This is a genomic window from Xylophilus sp. (assembly GCA_009914555.1).
In the GTDB taxonomy this organism is placed as follows: Bacteria; Pseudomonadota; Gammaproteobacteria; order Burkholderiales; family Burkholderiaceae_C; genus WNDY01.
Map to the genome: position 1 here is coordinate 23,182 of WNDY01000003.1, position 16,238 is coordinate 39,419.

Genomic DNA, 16,238 nt, shown 5'->3' on the forward strand with positions numbered 1-16,238 from the left:
GGGTCCTGGAGATGTGGGTGTCGTCGGGCCACGGCGCGGGGCCGGCCCGGTGGGCTGGTTCATGGTAGTCGAGAAATCCGGCCGCGCACGGCAGCGCGCGGGCTGCGCCGGATCAGCCGGGCCGTGCGCCGCGCGCACCTGGAATCCAGTACGCCAGCGAGCCCGCGGCCGCGAAGGCGATGAGCCCGATGGCGGCGATCCCCGTGGCCAGCGACAGGCTGCCGGCCAGGAAGGACAGCAGCGCCGGCCCGCACGAGGAGCCGATGTCCGACATCAGGCGCCACACGCCGAGGAAGTGCGCGCGCCCGTGCCGCGGCGCGTTGTCCGCGCCCAGCGTCATGATCATTCCCGAGCCGATGCCGTTGCCGAAGCCGATGGCCAGCGATACCAGCAGCAGCGTGCCCAGGCCCGCGGTGAGCGGCATCAGCAGCATGCCCGCGCCCATGATGAGCATCGACGGAACCACGACCCAGCGCCGGCCCTTGCGGTCCATCACCTGGCCGGCCGGGTAGAAGACCAGCATGTCGATGCCGCCGGCCAGGCCGTAGACCAGCGACGCCAGCGCCGGCGCCAGCATCAGGTGGTCGGCCCACAGCGGAATGACGACCTGGCGCGAAGCCCGCACGGCGCTGACCAGCACGACGCCCACGCCCAGCGTGAAAAAGACGCGGCGGTGGTCGCGCAGCGTCGAGACGATGGTGACCGAGGCGTGCCGGCTCTGGCCGGGCGGCAGCGCAGGCGGCTCCAGGTCCGGCACGCGCGCGCCGACCGCGGCCGCGCCCAGCACGGCCGCGATGCCGATGCCGAAGGCCGCGGTCAGACCGAAGGCATGGACGGCCGCGGCCCCGAGGAAGGGGCCGCAGAACATGCCGATGCGCATCACCCCGCCCAGGGTCGACAGCGCCCGCGCCCGGAAGGCCAGCGGTACCGCTTCGGTCATGTAGCTCTGGCGCGCGAGGTTGTAGACGGCCTGCGACATGCCCACCATGAAGCAGCCCGCGGCGAACAGCCCCAGGTGCGAGGTCAGTATGCACAGCGCCATGCCCAGGCCGCTCCAGATGCCCGCGGCCACAATGGCCCAGCGCTCGCCCCAGCGCGTGGTGATCAGCGACGCCGGGATGTTGTTGAGCAGCGAGCCGATGCTGATCAGCGCAACGACGAACGCGGCCGTCGGCACCGAGGCGCCCAGGTCGCGCGCCAGCAGCGGAATGACCGGGAGAACGGCGCCTTCGCCGAGCCCGAAGAGCAGCGAGGGACCGAAGGCCGGGACGGCGATCCGCCGGAGGGAGAACTCGGGTACGGGGGAGGATGCGGACATGGCAGGCAGGTGCGGACGAATGGAACGGGCCGCGGCCAAGGCGGCCGGCGCGCCGGGGGACATGGTCCCTCCCCCGGGCCGGTCCCGTCAGGACGGCCGGATGAGAAAATGACCGCCGTGCAAGTCGAACACCAAGCCCCCCTTCAACGCTACAACACCTTCGGCATCGTCGCCAAGGCGCAGCGGCTCGCGCGCATTCGCAGCGCGGCGGACATCCTGGCCGTCCTGGCCGATGCGGAACTGGCCGCGCTGCCGAAGTTCGTCCTCGGCGGCGGCAGCAACATCGTGCTGACCGGCGACCTGCGCGCCGTCGTGCTCAAGGTGGAAATCCGCGGGCTGCGGCTGGTCGAGGAAACCGACCGCGCCTGGATCGTCGAGGCCGGCGCCGGCGAGCGCTGGCACGATGCGGTGCAATGGACGGTGGACCACGGCTACCCGGGCCTGGAGAACCTCGCGCTGATCCCCGGCACCGTGGGCGCCGCGCCGGTGCAGAACATCGGCGCCTACGGCATCGAGCTGCAGGACCGCTTCGAGTCGCTCGACGCGGTGGACCTGCAGACCGGCCAGCCGTTCACGCTCAACGCGGCGCAGTGCGCCTTCGGCTACCGCGACTCGGTCTTCAAGCACCCAGCGGCCGGACCGAACGACCTGGGGCTGGCCGGCCGGGCCGTCGTCACCCATGTGCGCTTTCGCCTGCCCCGGCCGTGGAAGCCCGAACTGGACTATGCCGACCTGGCGCGCCGCCAGGCCGAGAACAGCGGCGTGCCGACGCCGCGCCAGATCTTCGACTGGGTCTGCGAGATCCGCCGCGCCAAGCTGCCCGACCCCGGCGTGGTCGGCAACGCCGGCAGCTTCTTCAAGAACCCGACCGTCTCGCCGGAGCAGTGCGCCGACATCATCGCGCGCGAGCCGCGCATCGTGCACTACCCGCTGCCCGACGGGCGCATCAAGCTCGCCGCGGGCTGGCTCATCGACGCCTGCGGCTGGAAGGGCAAGTCGGTCGGCAAGGCCGGCGTCTACGAGAAGCAGGCCCTGGTGCTGGTCAACCGCGGCCAGGGCGCCGACAGCGTGACCGGCGGCGAGGTGATGACGCTGGCCCGGGCGATCCAGACCAGCGTGTACGAGCGCTTCGGCATCCGGCTGGAGCCGGAGCCGGTCGTGGTCTGAAGGCGATGGTCCGGGGGTATAGGCTGGCAGCGCTTGCCCGGCAAGCGCTACAGGCTATTACTCCCCGATGTTTGTACCGTCTTTGAGTTGCGGCAGTGCCGCGTCGGTGCCGCGCGCGAGCAGCCCGGCCTGGGTGTAGATGCCGAGCTTGGCGCGCGTGTCCACGATGTCGAGGTTGCGCATCGTCAGCTGGCCGATGCGGTCGGCCGGCGAGAACGGCGCGTCCTCCACCTTCTCCATCGACAGCCGCTCGGGCGCGTAGGTCAGGTTGGGCGACTCGGTGTTCAGGATCGAATAGTCGTTGCCGCGGCGCAGCTCCAGCGTGACCTCGCCGGTGACCGCCCTGGCCACCCAGCGCTGGGCGGTCTCGCGCAGCATGATGGCCTGTGGGTCGAACCAGCGGCCCTGGTAGAGCAGGCGGCCGAGCTTCCTGCCGTTGACGCGGTACTGCTCGATCGTGTCCTCGTTGTGGATGCCGGTCACCAGCCGCTCGTAGGCCGCGAACAGCAGCGCCAGGCCTGGGGCTTCGTAGATGCCGCGGCTCTTGGCCTCGATGATGCGGTTCTCGATCTGGTCGCTCATGCCCAGGCCGTGGCGCCCGCCGATGCGGTTGGCCTCCAGGAACAGCGACACCAGATCCGGGTACTCCACGCCGTTGAGCGCGACCGGGCGGCCTTCCTCGAAGCGCACGGTGACTTCCTCGGCCTTGACCGCGACCTCTTCCTTCCAGAAGGCCACGCCCATGATCGGGTTCACGATGCGGATGCCGGAGCCGAGGCTTTCCAGGTCCTTGGCCTCGTGCGTCGCGCCGAGCATGTTGCTGTCGGTGCTGTAGGCCTTCTCGGCGCTCATCTTGTAGCCGAAGCCGTTGGCCGTCATGAAGGCCGACATCTCCGAGCGGCCGCCCAGCTCGTCGATGAAAGTCTGGTCGAGCCAGGGCTTGTAGATCTTGAGCAGCGGGTTGGTCAGCAGGCCGTAGCGGTAGAAGCGCTCGATGTCGTTGCCCTTGAAGGTCGAGCCGTCGCCCCAGATGTGGACGTCGTCCTCCTTCATCGCGGCCACGAGCAGGGTGCCGGTCACGGCGCGGCCCAGCGGCGTGGTGTTGAAGTAGGTCACGCCGGCCGTGGAGATGTGGAAGGCGCCGGCCTGCAGTGCGGCGATGCCTTCGGCGGCCAGCTGCTGGCGGCAGTCGATCAGGCGGGCCAGCTCGGCGCCGTAGGCCAGGGCCTTGCGCGGGATCTCGTCGTAGTCGGGCTCGTCGGGCTGGCCGAGGTTGGCGGTGTAGGCATAGGGCAGGGCGCCCTTCTGCTTCATCCAGAGCAGGGCCGCGCTGGTGTCGAGGCCGCCCGAGAAGGCGATGCCGACCTTCTGGCCGACGGGAACGTTTTGCAGGATGGTGCTGGACATGATGGCGTGCGCTTTTTTCCTGCTCAGGCGTAGTGGCAGATGTAGTGGTACGCCTCGTCCACGCGGATGTCGAACGACGAGTGGGCCGGGACGCTGAACTTGTCGCCCGGGCCCGAGCGCAGCCATTCATCGGTGCCGGCCAGCTTGTATTCGCAGGAGCCGCCCACGCATTCCATGATCTCGGCCGCGGCGGTGCCGAAGGTCAGCGTGGCCGGCAGCACCACGCCCACGCTCTTCTTCGTGCCGTCGGCGAGGGTGAAGCCGTGGCTCACGCACTTGCCGTCGAAGTAGACATTGGCACGGGTCGTCAGGTCGACGTTGGCGATTTTCTCGGTGGTCATGGAGGAATAGGCAAAGAGAGGGAGGTGCGGTGCGCCCCGGGCGCGGAGCCCGCGATTTTAAGCAGGCATGAAAATGCCCCCCTCCACGCTCCCTGCTTCGCGAGGTCCGCTGCCCCCTGCGGGGCGCTTTTCATCTTGGGCCGGCCCGACGATGAAAAAGGAGCCCCGCAGGGCTCCCGATGCAGCGACAGTCGCGGGGAGCGGCTCAGCGCCAGTGGCGGTGGCCGCCGCCGATGTAGCCCAGGCCGATCGAGAAGCTGATCGGCGAGACGCCGTAGTAGTAGGGCGACTGCGGGTAGTAGACCGGCTCCGCTGGAGCATACACCACGGAGGATGGGTCGTAGGCGCCAACCACGACTCCAGGCTCGGCGTATACCCCCTGGGTTGTGCTGGAATATGACTGCGCCGGCGCGGCATTGGCCGGGCCGACCTGGATCGGGATGTAGGAGCCCGGGTCGTTGGCCATCTGCGTGGTGTACTGGCGGCCCGCGTATTCGTAGGTCACGTTGTAGCCCACGGTGCGGTTCTGGTAGGTGGTCTGCGTGCCGCAGCGCTGCACGTTCTGGTAGTAGGGCTGGTTCGGCGCCTCCGCGCTGTCGCCCAGGGCCGCGCCGCCGACCACGCCGAGCGCGGTGGCCGCCGCCCGGCCGCCGCCGTGGCCGATCGCGTTGCCGACCACGCCGCCGGCTACGGCACCCAGCAGTGCGCCGACGCCGCTCTTGGGCTGCTGCACCGCGACAGTCTCGTTGCCGCAGACCTGCTGCGGTACGGCGACCTGCTGCACGATGGGTGTGGAGGAAAGCACCCGCCCCTGTTCCTGTTGGGCGAGCGCCGCGAGCGATGCGCCCGCGAGGACGGTAAATACGACGAGTTTCTTCATGGAAATAACCTCTTTCAGGATGGCTGCATAACGCGCCAGCCTGTGGAAAAGTTTATCGGGCCCGTGTAAAGAGCCCGGCCAGGCGGCGTAAGGCCATGTAACTTGGAGCCGTCAGCGCGCCGCAAGTTCCGCCCACCGTTCGGCCGAGAAGCCGACCGTGACCGGGCCGCCTTCGCTCCATTCGACGACCGGGCGCTTGATCACGCTGGGCTGCTGCCGGGCCAGGTCGGCCGCACCGGCCGGGCCGTCGACGGCGGCCTGCGCCTCGGGCGCCAGCCTGCGCCAGGTCGTGCCCTGCCGGTTGATGAGTTTCTCCCAGCCGACCTCGGCAAGCCAGCGCCGCAGGTGGTCGGCCGGCACGCCTTCCTTCTTGAGGTCGTGGAAGCGGTGGTTGATGCCCTGCGCCGCGAGCCAGGCGCGGGCCTTCTTCACGGTGTCGCAGTTGGGAATGCCGTAGACGGTGATGGTGGTGCTGCGCATGCCTGCATCATGCCGCAGCCTCGTGGGCGACAATCGCCGCACCATGGAAACGACCGACCCGCACACGCTGGAAGACTGGCTCGCCTACTGCGAGCGGCTGCATCCGAAGAACATCGAACTCGGTCTGGAGCGCGTGCGGGAAGTGGCCGAGCGGCTGGCGTTGCGCTTCGACTGCCCGGTCATCACCGTGGCCGGCACCAACGGTAAGGGCTCGACCTGCGCCATGCTCGAGGCCATCGCCGAGCAGGCCGGCTGGCGCACCGGCGTCTTTACCTCGCCGCACCTGGTGCGTTTCGAGGAGCGCTGCCGGGTGCGCGGCGCCACCGTGGCGGCGGCCGACCTGCTGCCGCACTTCGCCGCGGTCGAGGCCGCGCGGCGCGCGCCCACGCCGGTCGCGCTCACGTATTTCGAATTCACCACGCTCGCCATCCTGCGGCTGCTGGCCAAGGCCGGGCTCGACGTCGCGATCCTGGAGGTGGGTCTGGGCGGCCGGCTCGACGCCACCAACATCATCGATACCGACTGCGCCGTCATCACCAGCATCGACATCGACCATGCCGAATTCCTCGGCAACGACCGCGAGAGCATCGGCCGCGAGAAGGCCGGCATCATGCGCCCCGGCCGGCCTGCCATTGTGGGCGACCCGGTGCCGCCGCAGAGCGTGCTCGACCATGCCGCGGCGATTGGCGCCGACCTCTGGCGGTTCGGCCGCGACTTCAACTTCTCGGGCGACCGCCAGCAGTGGGGCTGGGCCGGCCGCGGCCGGCGCTATGCGGGCCTGGCATATCCGTCGCTGCGCGGCGCCAACCAGCTCATCAACGCTTCCGGCGTGCTGGCCGCGCTGGAAGCGCTGCGCGACCGGCTGCCGGTCACCGCCCAGGCGGTGCGCGCCGGGCTCGGCCTGGTCGAACTGCCGGGCCGCTTCCAGATCGTGCCGGGCCAGCCGGTGCTGGTGCTCGACGTGGCCCACAACCCGCATTCGGTCGCGGCGCTCACGGCCAACCTCGACGCGATGGGCTTCTATCCGGTCACGCATGCGGTCTTCGGCGCCATGGCCGACAAGGACCTCGGGCCGATGCTCGCCAAGATCCAGCCGCTGATCGACCGCTGGTACTTCACCGACCTGCCGACGCCGCGCGCGGAGACCGCCTCGGGCCTGCAGCAGAAATGGAACGCGCTCCAGATCGTGGCCGGCGGCCGGCGCGACGTGGTCTCGGCCACCTTCCCCAACCCCCAGGCCGCGCTCGACGCCGCGGTCGCCGCCGCGGGGCCGGCTGATAGAATCGTCGTCTTTGGCTCGTTCTTCACGGTGGGCGGCGTGCTGCAAAACGGTGTGCCCCGCCTGCATGCCGAGCACGTCGGCGCCTGACACGCTCGTCACTCCGCTCCCCCATGGCATTCTTCAAGATCCGCTGGCCCGGCTCCCAGGAGCCCGACAAGCAGGCGCCGGCCGGCAGGTCGCGCAAGTCGGCACCTGCCGAAAGCGTCGAGGCCATGCGCCGCCGCGCACGCCACCGCCTCGTGGGCGCGGCCGTCCTGGTCCTGCTCGGCGTGGTGGGCTTCCCGCTGCTGTTCGACACCCAGCCCCGCCCGGTGGCGGTGGACATCCCGATCGAGATTCCCGACCGCAACAAGGCTGCGCCGCTGCCGGCGCCGGTGCCGGCGCCTGCTGCGTCGGCCGCCGCGCCGGCAGCGCCCGCGCCTTCGGTGGCCGGCCTCGACGCCGGTGAAGAGGTTGTTGCCTCGACCCGCCCGGCGCAACCGCACCCTGCTGCGGCCGCGGCGCCCGCGGTCGTGCCGCCGCCCGCGCCGGCTGCGGTACCGCCGGCACGCACGCCGCCGCGGCCCGAGCCGCCCAAGTCGGCCGAAATATCCCGTCACGACACGGCGCGCCACGATCCTCCCGCGCGGCCCGAGCCCAAGCCCGAATCCCCGCGCGCAGAGCAGGTCGCCAAGGTCGACGACGCGGCCCGGGCCCGCGCGCTGCTCGAAGGCAGGACACCGGCCGCCGCGGCGCCTGCCACGGCTGCGGACGGCCGCTTCATCGTGCAGGTCGGCGCTTTCGGCGACGACGGCAAGGCCCGCGAGGTGCGCGCCAAGCTCGAACGCGCCGGCCTCAAGACCTATACCCAGACCGTGGACACCAAGGACGGCAAACGCATCCGCGTGCGCGTTGGCCCGTTCGCCGGCAAGGCCGAGGCCGACAAGGCTGCGGCGCGGATCAAGGGCCTGGATTTGCCGGCGGCCGTCCTCACGTTGTAAGACGGGTTCCGGGCCGAGATGGCAACGCTGGATTGGGTGTTCGCGAGCGTCCTCGTGGCCTCCACGATGGTCGGAGCGTGGCGGGGGCTCGTGTTCGAGCTGATGTCGCTGCTCGGCTGGGTGTTCGCCTGGTTCGCGGCCCGCTGGTTCGCGGTGGACGCGGGGCACTGGCTGCCGATCGACACGGCCGACGAGACGATCCGCTTCGTCACCGGTTTCGCTGTGGTCTTCATTGCCGCGCTGTTCGCCTGGGGCGTGGTCTCCTGGCTGGCGCGGCGGCTGGTGGAAGCCGTAGGCGTTCGCCCGGTGGATCGGGCGTTGGGGGCCGTCTTCGGCCTGGCGCGCGGACTGCTGCTGCTGCTGGTGGCCGCGGCGGTCGTGCAGGGCATGGCCTGGGAGGCCACCCCGTGGTGGCGGGCGTCGCAGGGTGCGCCGCTGCTGGCCCGGGGGCTGGAACAGTTGAAGCCGGCATTGCCGGAAGGCTGGGGAAGGCATCTTCCTTCGCCGCCGTCGTCGTCTTTGAGTCTTTGAATTCTTGTCGGCCCCGACACGGGCCGGTGATGGGGCATCTCTATGTGTGGAATCGTCGGCGTCGTCAGCAATGCGCCTGTCAACCAGCTGATCTATGACGCGCTGCTGCTGTTGCAGCACCGCGGCCAGGACGCTGCGGGCATCGTGACGCAGCAGGAACGCAAGTTCTTCATGCACAAGGCCAAGGGCATGGTGCGCGACGTGTTCCGCACGCGCAACATGCGCGCGCTGCCGGGCAACGTCGGCCTGGGCCAGGTCCGCTATCCCACGGCCGGCAATGCCTTCAGCGAGGAAGAGGCCCAGCCCTTCTATGTGAACGCACCGTTCGGCATCGTGCTGGTGCACAACGGCAACCTGACCAACGCCTATTCGCTGCGGTCCGAGCTGTTCCTGACCGACCACCGCCACACCAACACCGAAAGCGACTCCGAGGTGCTGCTCAACGTGTTCGCCCACGAACTGGAGCGAGCCACCCGCGACGTCTCGCTGCACGTCGACAACGTGTTCGATGCGGTGGGCGCGGTGCACAAGCGCATCAAGGGTTCGTATGCCGTGATCGCCCTGATCGCCGGCCACGGCCTGCTGGCCTTCCGCGATCCGTACGGCATCCGCCCGCTGTCGATCGGCCGCGCCGCCGACGGCAGCGCGATGGTGGCCAGCGAGTCGGTCACGCTCGAAGGCACCGGCCACGCGTTCGAGCGCGACCTGCTGCCGGGCGAGGCGGTCTTCATCGACCTGCAGGGCCAACTGCATTCGCGCCAGTGCGCGCAGTCGAGTTCGCTGCACCCCTGCATCTTCGAATTCGTCTACCTGGCCCGCCCGGACTCGGTGATGGACGGGATCTCGGTCTACCAGGCCCGCCTGAACCTTGGCGAGTCGCTGGCCAAGCGCGTGATCTCCACGCTGCCGCCGACCGAGATCGACGTGGTGATCCCGATCCCCGAATCGAGCCGCCCGAGCGCCACGCAGCTCGCGCACCTGCTCGGCATCCCGTACCGCGAGGCTTTCGTCAAGAACCGCTACGTCGGCCGCACCTTCATCATGCCGGGCCAGGGCGTGCGCAAGAAGTCGGTGCGCCAGAAGCTCAACGTGATCGCCAGCGAGTTCAAGGGTCGCAACGTGCTGCTCGTGGACGACTCCATCGTGCGCGGCACCACCAGCCGCGAGATCGTGCAGATGGCCCGCGACGCCGGCGCCAGCAAGGTCTACCTCGCCAGCGCCGCGCCGCCGGTGCGCTACCCCAACGTGTACGGCATCGACATGCCCACGCCGTCCGAACTGGTGGCCCACGGCCGCACGGTGGAAGAAGTGCGCCAGATCATCGGCTGCGACGCGCTGATCTACCAGGACGTCGAGGGCATGAAGAAGGCCATCCATTCGCTCAATCCGTCGCTGGCCGGCTTCGATGCCTCGTGCTTCGACGGCGTGTACGTGACCGGCGACATCGACGCCGACCGCATCGCCGCCATCAACGAAGGCCGCGCGAGCGTGACCGAGGACAGCGAGGACACTTCACGCCTCGCCCTGCCGAATTCGCAGGAAGCCTGATCCGCCCCGCTGCACCTCCAGAACGACCACGCCGCATGACCACCGCTCCCGCCAGGACCCGCACCCGCTTCGCCCCGTCGCCCACGGGCTTCATCCACCTCGGCAACATCCGCTCGGCGCTCTATCCCTGGGCGTTCGCGCGGTCGACCGGTGGCGACTTCATCCTGCGCATCGAGGACACCGACCTCAAACGCTCGACGCAGGCCGCGGTGGACGTGATTCTCGAAGGCATGCAGTGGCTGGGCCTGGACCATGACGAAGGGCCGTACTACCAGATGCAGCGCATGGACCGCTACAAGGCGGTGCTGGCCGACCTGCAGGCGCAGGGCCTGGTCTATCCGTGCTACATGAGCGTGGCCGAACTGGATGCGCTGCGCGAGCGCCAAATGGCCACCAAACAGAAGCCGCGCTACGACGGCACCTGGCGTCCGGAGCCCGGCAAGACGCTGCCGGCCATTCCCCACGGCGTGCAGCCAGTGCTGCGCTTCCGCAACCCGGCCGACGGTGTCGTCGCCTGGGACGACAAGGTCAAGGGCCGCATCGAGATCCGCAACGAAGAACTCGACGACCTAGTGATCGCGCGGCCCGACGGCACGCCCACCTACAACTTCTGCGTGGTGGTCGACGACATCGACATGGCCATCACCCACGTGATCCGCGGCGACGACCACGTCAACAACACGCCGCGCCAGATCAACATCTTCCGCGCGCTCGGCAAGGAGCCGCCGGTCTACGCCCACCTGCCCACCGTGCTCAACGAGCAGGGCGAGAAGATGAGCAAGCGCAACGGTGCCAAGCCGGTTACGCAGTACCGCGACGAGGGCTACCTGCCCGACGCCATGGTCAACTACCTGGCCCGCCTGGGCTGGAGCCACGGCGACGACGAGATCTTCAGCCGCGCCCAGTTCCTGCAATGGTTCGACCTGGACCACCTCGGCAAGAGCGCCGCGCAGTTCGACGAGGCCAAGCTGCGCTGGGTCAACGCCCAGCACCTCAAGGCGACGGACGACGAAACGCTCGCGCGGCTGGTCGCGCCGCGGCTCGCGGAACACGGCATCTCCGCTGACGAGCTGGCCGACGGACGCCTGCCGCGCATCGCTGCGCTGTTCAAGGACCGCTGCGACACGCTGGTCGCGCTGGCCGACTGGGCCTATGCGCTGTACCGCGACGTCGAGGCGTCGCAGGAAGAGCGCGCCAGGCACCTGACGCCGGCCATCGCACCGGCCATCGACGCGCTGGCCGAAAGGCTGTCGGCCACCGCATGGGACAAGGCATCGATCGCCCTGGCCTTCAAGGAGGTGCTTGCGGCGCAGGGCCTCAAGATGCCGCAGCTGGCGATGCCGGTGCGCGTGCTGGTGGCCGGCACGGCGCACACGCCGTCGGTCGACGCGGTGCTCGAGTTGGCGGGACGGCAAAAAATCCTCAGGAATTTGCGAAACCGTTCATAAACGCCCTATAATCCAAGGCTCAGCAGTTGACGGCGCCGAGCGAGAAATCGCGCAGCGCAGGATGCAGATCGGGGGTATAGCTCAGCTGGGAGAGCGCTTGCATGGCATGCAAGAGGTCATCGGTTCGATCCCGTTTACCTCCACCAGATCTGTTGCTGGGATTGAACGGAAGTTCTTAGGTTGTGACCCTATCGTCTAGAGGCCTAGGACATCACCCTTTCACGGTGAGTACCGGGGTTCGAATCCCCGTAGGGTCGCCAAGTCATAGCGCTTGGCCTGTGTCGAAGATGCAGGCGAAAGCTATCTGCCAGGAGTGGTAGTTCAGTTGGTTAGAATACCGGCCTGTCACGCCGGGGGTCGCGGGTTCGAGTCCCGTCCACTCCGCCAGATCCAACGGGTTGCAGTGCAAGCTGTAGCCCGTTTTTGTTGAGAAGCAAGTCGGGGGTATAGCTCAGCTGGGAGAGCGCTTGCATGGCATGCAAGAGGTCAGCAGTTCGATCCTGCTTACCTCCACCAGACTTGCTGAAGCAGTTTGAACGGAAGTTCTTAGGTTGTGACCCTATCGTCTAGAGGCCTAGGACATCACCCTTTCACGGTGAGTACCGGGGTTCGAATCCCCGTAGGGTCGCCAAGTCATAGCGCTTGGCCTGTGTCGAAGATGCAGGCGAAAGCGATCTGCCAGGAGTGGTAGTTCAGTTGGTTAGAATACTGGCCTGTCACGCCGGGGGTCGCGGGTTCGAGTCCCGTCCACTCCGCCAGTGTCTCGAAAGAAAGGACCTGATCCACCGCGATCCGGTCCTTTTTTTCTGCCCGCCGGCAACACTAGGTCCAGGACATTGCGCACAGGTCGTTGACCGCGACCGGCATGTCCTTCCACAGCCCCTTGATCCCCTTGTCCGCGATGGTGAGCGCCTGGGGCTGGAAGAGGAAGCCATGCACCGCCTCCTCGGCCAGCAGGCGCTGGATGTCGCCGAGCAGCCGCGCGCGGTCGGCCGGCCGGGGGGTGCGTTGCAGTTCACCCCACAGCGCATCGAACCGGCCGGACCGGTAGCCCCAGTAGTAGCCAGGCTTGGCGAAGTTGCCCAGGTCGAACGGCTCGACGTGCGAGATCAGCGTCAGGTCGTAGTCGCCGCGGCCGTAGGTTCCGCTGAGCCACTGGGCCCATTCGACATTGCGCGGGCGCGCCGTGATGCCGGCCTGCGCAAGCTGGGCGATGACGATCTCGCCCCCCTGGCGTGCATACGACGGCGGCGGCAGCGTGAGGTCGAGCGTCAGGTTCTTCACGCCCGCTTCGGCCAGCAGGCGCCTGGCCTTGGGCAGGTCGTGAGGGTTCACGCCGGTGGTGTCCACGTAGCCGAAGGCGCCGGGCACGTAGTGGCTGCCGATCGGCACGCCCAGGCCGTCGGCCGCTCCGTCGATGAGTGCGCGGCGGTCGAGCGCCGCGCAGATCGCCCGGCGCACGCGGATGTCCTGCAATGCCTTGCGGCGGTGGTTGAAGGCTAGGATGGTCTTGGCGCGTGAGCCGCCTGCCAGCGTCTGGTAGCGCGCGTCGGCTTTGAACTGCGGCAGGCTGCGCGGGGCCGCGCGGGCGAATACATCCACGTCGCCTGCGAGCAGCGCGGCCACCTGTGCCGCAGCATCCGGGATGAAAAGGAAGGTCGCCTGCCTGATTGCCAGCCGGCCGGCATCGCGGTGGCCGGGCCAGGCTGCCAGCGTGAGCGATGCGCCGCGACGCCAACTGCCGAGCCGGTACGGGCCGCTGCCCACCGGCTTGCTCGCGTTGGTGGCGGCGCTGCCGGGTTCGACGATGGCGGCGGTCGCCTGGCCGAGCAGGAAAGGAAGGTCCGGCTCGATCTGCGCGTGGGTCACGGCCACGGTCAGCGAGTCCGCCACACGGGTCGTGAGGTTGGCAAAGGTGGCGCGGTCCTTGTTGGCGCTCTTCTCGCCCCCGGCGCGGTCGAACGAGAACTTCACGGCTTGTGCGTCGAGCGCCTTGCCGTCCTGGAATTTCACGCCCGGCCGCAGCCTGAAGGTGGTGGTGCGCAGGTCCGCCGAAGTCTCCCAACTCTGCGCCAGCAGCGGGCCGACGCTGCCGTCCTCGTTGATGCGGGTGAGCGTCTCGAACACGTTGTAGAGCACGATCTCGCCGATGGCCGAGGCGGCACCGGTGGTCGGATCCAGGGCCGGTGGCTCCAGCGCCATGCCGAGCGCCAGGCGGTCGCTGCGGCGGTCGCGGGCGATGGCCGGCAGGTCGGTGAGCGCGCCGGATGCGGCGGCGAGAGAGGTCAGGACATGGCGGCGCGAAGGCATGGCGGTGGCAGGAAAGTGGGATCTTGCGCAGTGTGCGGCGGTTTTTCCGAGGCTTTGTCGAAAACCGTATTTCCAAGCGACGAGTCCGTCTTTGTCATGGTTGTAGCCGTCGGTAACATCCTTCGTATCGACCGGTGCCGGGCTGGAGCCGGACGGACCGATTCATCCAAGAAACCGAGGATTCCACGCCATGACCCTTCCTACATCCATGCGCACGGCACTGCGCGCCACGGCGGCGGCAGCTGCCATCACCGTGCTGCTCGCCGGCGTGGCCCAGGCGCAGTCATCGGCCCCGGCCGACACCGCACCGCAGGCCGCCACGGCCGATCTCGGCACCGTGGTCATCACTTCCCAACGCCGTGAAGAAAAGGCGCAGGACGTGGGCATCGCCCTCAGCGTGGTCTCGGGCGACAGCCTGGCCGAGCGCGGCATCCAGAAGGTCTTCGATTTGCAGTATTCCGCGCCCAACGTCGAGATCGACCCGCTGTACGGCAGCGACAACGTGCAGTTCCGCATCCGCGGCGTGGGCCTGCGGGACTACGCGAGCAACAACACCGCCACCGTCGGCGTCTACGTGGACGACGTGGCCTACCCGTTTCCGGTGCAGACGCAGGGCCTGCTGTTCGACGTCGATCGCGTGGAGATCCTGCGCGGCCCGCAGGGCACACTCTACGGCCGCAACAGCACGGGCGGCGCAGTGAACTACGTGACCAAGCGCCCGACGAAGCAGTTCGAGGGCTTCGTCACCGGCACCTGGGGCTCCTACAACGCCAAGACGGCCGAGGGCTACATCTCCGGCCCGTTCAGCGAGACGCTGCGCGGCCGCCTCGCCTTCGCCACCCAGCAGGACGGCGCCTGGCAGCGCAACCGCGTCACCGGCGAGAAGCTCGGCGACCAAGACACTCTCGCGCTGCGCGGCCAGCTCGAACTCGACGCCACGCGCGACCTGAACCTGCGCCTCGCGTTCCACCACGGCTACGACAAGTCCGACAGCCGCGGCCTGCGGCTCTACCAGGGCCTGACGCCTGCGGCCGCGGGCCGCGCTTACTCCGGCACGATCGCGCCCGACACCGACTACGCCGCCACCGGCTGGAGCCTCTCGCCACGCTTCGCGGCGCTCACGGGCCTGTCCGTGGGCGACAAGCCGCACAAGGACAATACCTCCGACGGCGTTTCGCTGCACGTCGATTGGGACCTCGGCGCCGTCAAGCTCACGAGCATCACGTCCAAGGAGAAGTTCGACCGCTTCGAGTTCATCGACTGGGACGGCTCGATCATTCCGCAGTCCGACGAAGTGTTCAAAAGCAAGATCAACGTCTTTTCGCAGGAACTGCGCCTGTCCTCGCGCGGCGGCGAGCGGCTGAACTGGGTGGGCGGCTTCTACTATTCCGACGAAAAGCTCGACGAGAAGTTCTACTCCGACTTCACCGGCAACGGCGGCTACGGCACGCTTACGCAATACGGCCAGAAGGCCCGCGCCGAGGCCCTGTTCGGCCAGGCCGACTATGCGCTGGCCGAGCGCTTCAAGCTCGTGGCCGGCCTGCGGCAGGAGCACGAGAAGCGCAACCTCAACAACTTTACGAGCGGCTATACCTTCAACGACAACAACGCGGCGCTGGCCAACACCCAGTTCTTCAGCACGCCGCAGAACCGCCAACTCTCGACCACCGAAACCTCGGGCAAGCTAGCGCTCGAATACAAGCCCGAGGCCGACAAGCTGGTCTATGCCAGCATCAGCCGGGGCGTGAAGTCCGGCGGTTTCACGGTCTACAACTCGCCCTACACCTACCAGGTCGATCCGTTCAATCCTGAGAAGCTCCTTGCCTACGAGCTCGGCTTCAAGGCCGACTTCGGCCGCAGCCTGCGCGTCAACGGCGCGGCCTTCTACTACGACTACCGCGACCAGCAGGTGCTCGACAGCGTGTGGATCCCGAGCCAGACCGGCGGCGCCGGCCAACGCGTGGGCCGGATCGTGAACGCGCCCAAGTCCGAGATCAAGGGCGTGGAACTGGAGCTCGACTGGCGCCTGACCTCGCAACTGCAGGTCACGCAGCTTCTGGGCTACAAGGAAGGCAAATACAAGGAGTTCTACGGCCTCAACGCCAGCGCCACCACCGCAGCCAACGCGGCCGTGTATTCCGACTATTCCGGCACCGACCTCGCCATCCCCAAGATCAGCTATGGCGGCAGCATCCGCTACACCTGGACGGCCGGCAGCTACCGCCTCGCGGCGCAGGGCGACTACGTGTTCCGCGACAAGATCGTCAACACCTCCGACCCGACGCGCACGACCAAGAGCTACTGGCTCGCCAACGCCCGCCTCGAACTTTCGCCGCTCAACGCCCCCTGGACGGTCGCCCTGTGGGCGCGCAACCTGTTCGACCGCAAGTACGACGTGCATCACGGCTCGTTCCTGACCAACGCGCAGATCGCCACCTCGGGCCTGCCGCGCACCATCGGCATCCAGGGCAGCTACGCGTTCTGATCCCGGCTTCGCGCCCCTGCGGTCGGCCTGCGCCCGGAGGGCGCGGGCCTTTTTCTTTGTA

13 protein-coding genes and 6 tRNA genes are annotated in these 16,238 nt (G+C 68.4%); 13 read left to right on the forward strand and 6 right to left on the reverse strand.

Features of this window, described 5'->3' with window-relative positions:
- Positions 1 to 112 precede the first annotated feature (112 nt).
- Entirely contained in the window at positions 113 to 1,318 is a 1,206-nt protein-coding gene (locus tag GAK38_RS02865; RefSeq protein WP_325341275.1) for an MFS transporter, read from the reverse strand.
- A gap of 108 nt (positions 1,319 to 1,426) precedes the next feature.
- On the opposite strand from GAK38_RS02865, the gene murB reads away from it, so the two are divergent.
- Positions 1,427 to 2,485 (forward strand): UDP-N-acetylmuramate dehydrogenase, encoded by a 1,059-nt coding sequence (gene murB / locus GAK38_RS02870; protein ID WP_325341277.1) that lies wholly within the window; start codon positions 1,427 to 1,429, stop codon positions 2,483 to 2,485.
- A 57-nt stretch (positions 2,486 to 2,542) separates the two neighbouring features.
- Here murB and argG read toward each other — a convergent pair whose 3' ends face one another.
- The 4 genes from argG to GAK38_RS02890 all read right to left on the reverse strand — a co-directional run bounded on the left by argG (position 2,543) and on the right by GAK38_RS02890 (position 5,593).
- Entirely contained in the window at positions 2,543 to 3,892 is a 1,350-nt protein-coding gene (gene argG / locus GAK38_RS02875; protein WP_325341279.1) for an argininosuccinate synthase, read from the reverse strand.
- A 23-nt stretch (positions 3,893 to 3,915) separates the two neighbouring features.
- Complete coding sequence (gene ppnP, locus GAK38_RS02880) at positions 3,916 to 4,233, reverse strand: pyrimidine/purine nucleoside phosphorylase (RefSeq protein WP_325341280.1); 318 nt, start codon at positions 4,231 to 4,233, stop codon at positions 3,916 to 3,918.
- 205 nt (positions 4,234 to 4,438) lie between these two features.
- Entirely contained in the window at positions 4,439 to 5,113 is a 675-nt protein-coding gene (locus GAK38_RS02885) for a glycine zipper 2TM domain-containing protein (protein WP_325341282.1), read from the reverse strand.
- Positions 5,114 to 5,224: 111 nt separating this feature from the next.
- Complete coding sequence (locus GAK38_RS02890) at positions 5,225 to 5,593, reverse strand: arsenate reductase (protein ID WP_325341284.1); 369 nt, start codon at positions 5,591 to 5,593, stop codon at positions 5,225 to 5,227.
- Between the two features lie 43 nt (positions 5,594 to 5,636).
- On the opposite strand from GAK38_RS02890, the gene folC reads away from it, so the two are divergent.
- From folC to GAK38_RS02945, 11 genes are all read left to right on the forward strand, one after another.
- Positions 5,637 to 6,962: a bifunctional tetrahydrofolate synthase/dihydrofolate synthase gene (folC, locus tag GAK38_RS02895; RefSeq protein ID WP_325341286.1), complete on the forward strand. Its 1,326-nt coding sequence runs from the start codon at positions 5,637 to 5,639 to the stop codon at positions 6,960 to 6,962.
- Positions 6,963 to 6,985: 23 nt separating this feature from the next.
- Positions 6,986 to 7,855 carry an SPOR domain-containing protein gene (locus tag GAK38_RS02900; protein WP_325341288.1) on the forward strand — a complete coding sequence of 290 codons (870 nt, stop codon included), beginning with the start codon at positions 6,986 to 6,988 and terminating at the stop codon, positions 7,853 to 7,855.
- 18 nt (positions 7,856 to 7,873) lie between these two features.
- On the forward strand, positions 7,874 to 8,386 hold the full coding sequence (locus tag GAK38_RS02905; protein WP_325341290.1) for a CvpA family protein: 513 nt from the start codon (positions 7,874 to 7,876) through the stop codon (positions 8,384 to 8,386).
- A 42-nt stretch (positions 8,387 to 8,428) separates the two neighbouring features.
- Entirely contained in the window at positions 8,429 to 9,934 is a 1,506-nt protein-coding gene (purF, locus tag GAK38_RS02910; RefSeq protein WP_325341292.1) for an amidophosphoribosyltransferase, read from the forward strand.
- A 35-nt stretch (positions 9,935 to 9,969) separates the two neighbouring features.
- Positions 9,970 to 11,382, forward strand: a complete 1,413-nt coding sequence (gltX, locus tag GAK38_RS02915) for a glutamate--tRNA ligase (protein ID WP_325341294.1) — start codon at positions 9,970 to 9,972, stop codon at positions 11,380 to 11,382.
- Positions 11,383 to 11,452: 70 nt separating this feature from the next.
- A tRNA-Ala gene (locus GAK38_RS02920) sits at positions 11,453 to 11,528 on the forward strand.
- Between the two features lie 38 nt (positions 11,529 to 11,566).
- Positions 11,567 to 11,642: transfer RNA gene (locus tag GAK38_RS02925), tRNA-Glu, on the forward strand.
- 50 nt (positions 11,643 to 11,692) lie between these two features.
- A tRNA-Asp gene (locus GAK38_RS02930) sits at positions 11,693 to 11,769 on the forward strand.
- A gap of 53 nt (positions 11,770 to 11,822) precedes the next feature.
- Positions 11,823 to 11,898 (forward strand) — tRNA-Ala (locus GAK38_RS02935).
- A 39-nt stretch (positions 11,899 to 11,937) separates the two neighbouring features.
- Positions 11,938 to 12,013 (forward strand) — tRNA-Glu (locus GAK38_RS02940).
- Positions 12,014 to 12,063: 50 nt separating this feature from the next.
- Positions 12,064 to 12,140 (forward strand) — tRNA-Asp (locus tag GAK38_RS02945).
- A 64-nt stretch (positions 12,141 to 12,204) separates the two neighbouring features.
- Here GAK38_RS02945 and GAK38_RS02950 read toward each other — a convergent pair.
- On the reverse strand, positions 12,205 to 13,692 hold the full coding sequence (locus GAK38_RS02950) for an ABC transporter substrate-binding protein (protein ID WP_325341295.1): 1,488 nt from the start codon (positions 13,690 to 13,692) through the stop codon (positions 12,205 to 12,207).
- A 190-nt stretch (positions 13,693 to 13,882) separates the two neighbouring features.
- Between GAK38_RS02950 and GAK38_RS02955 the strand changes: the two genes are divergently transcribed.
- Positions 13,883 to 16,177, forward strand: coding sequence for a TonB-dependent receptor (locus GAK38_RS02955; RefSeq protein WP_325341297.1), 2,295 nt, complete (start codon positions 13,883 to 13,885; stop codon positions 16,175 to 16,177).
- The last annotated feature ends 61 nt before the right edge of the window (positions 16,178 to 16,238 follow it).

What these genes read in the sequence shown, in the direction of transcription:
- purF (WP_325341292.1), top strand. Translation starts at nt 8,429, where the DNA reads ATGTGTGGAATCGTCGGCGTCGTCAGCAATGCGCCTGTCAACCAGCTG.
- argG (WP_325341279.1), bottom strand. Translation starts at nt 3,892, where the DNA reads ATGTCCAGCACCATCCTGCAAAACGTTCCCGTCGGCCAGAAGGTCGGC.
- GAK38_RS02885 (WP_325341282.1), bottom strand. Translation starts at nt 5,113, where the DNA reads ATGAAGAAACTCGTCGTATTTACCGTCCTCGCGGGCGCATCGCTCGCG.
- GAK38_RS02900 (WP_325341288.1), top strand. Translation starts at nt 6,986, where the DNA reads ATGGCATTCTTCAAGATCCGCTGGCCCGGCTCCCAGGAGCCCGACAAG.
- GAK38_RS02865 (WP_325341275.1), bottom strand. Translation starts at nt 1,318, where the DNA reads ATGTCCGCATCCTCCCCCGTACCCGAGTTCTCCCTCCGGCGGATCGCC.
- gltX (WP_325341294.1), top strand. Translation starts at nt 9,970, where the DNA reads ATGACCACCGCTCCCGCCAGGACCCGCACCCGCTTCGCCCCGTCGCCC.
- folC (WP_325341286.1), top strand. Translation starts at nt 5,637, where the DNA reads ATGGAAACGACCGACCCGCACACGCTGGAAGACTGGCTCGCCTACTGC.
- GAK38_RS02950 (WP_325341295.1), bottom strand. Translation starts at nt 13,692, where the DNA reads ATGCCTTCGCGCCGCCATGTCCTGACCTCTCTCGCCGCCGCATCCGGC.
- GAK38_RS02890 (WP_325341284.1), bottom strand. Translation starts at nt 5,593, where the DNA reads ATGCGCAGCACCACCATCACCGTCTACGGCATTCCCAACTGCGACACC.
- GAK38_RS02905 (WP_325341290.1), top strand. Translation starts at nt 7,874, where the DNA reads ATGGCAACGCTGGATTGGGTGTTCGCGAGCGTCCTCGTGGCCTCCACG.
- murB (WP_325341277.1), top strand. Translation starts at nt 1,427, where the DNA reads ATGACCGCCGTGCAAGTCGAACACCAAGCCCCCCTTCAACGCTACAAC.
- GAK38_RS02955 (WP_325341297.1), top strand. Translation starts at nt 13,883, where the DNA reads ATGACCCTTCCTACATCCATGCGCACGGCACTGCGCGCCACGGCGGCG.
- ppnP (WP_325341280.1), bottom strand. Translation starts at nt 4,233, where the DNA reads ATGACCACCGAGAAAATCGCCAACGTCGACCTGACGACCCGTGCCAAT.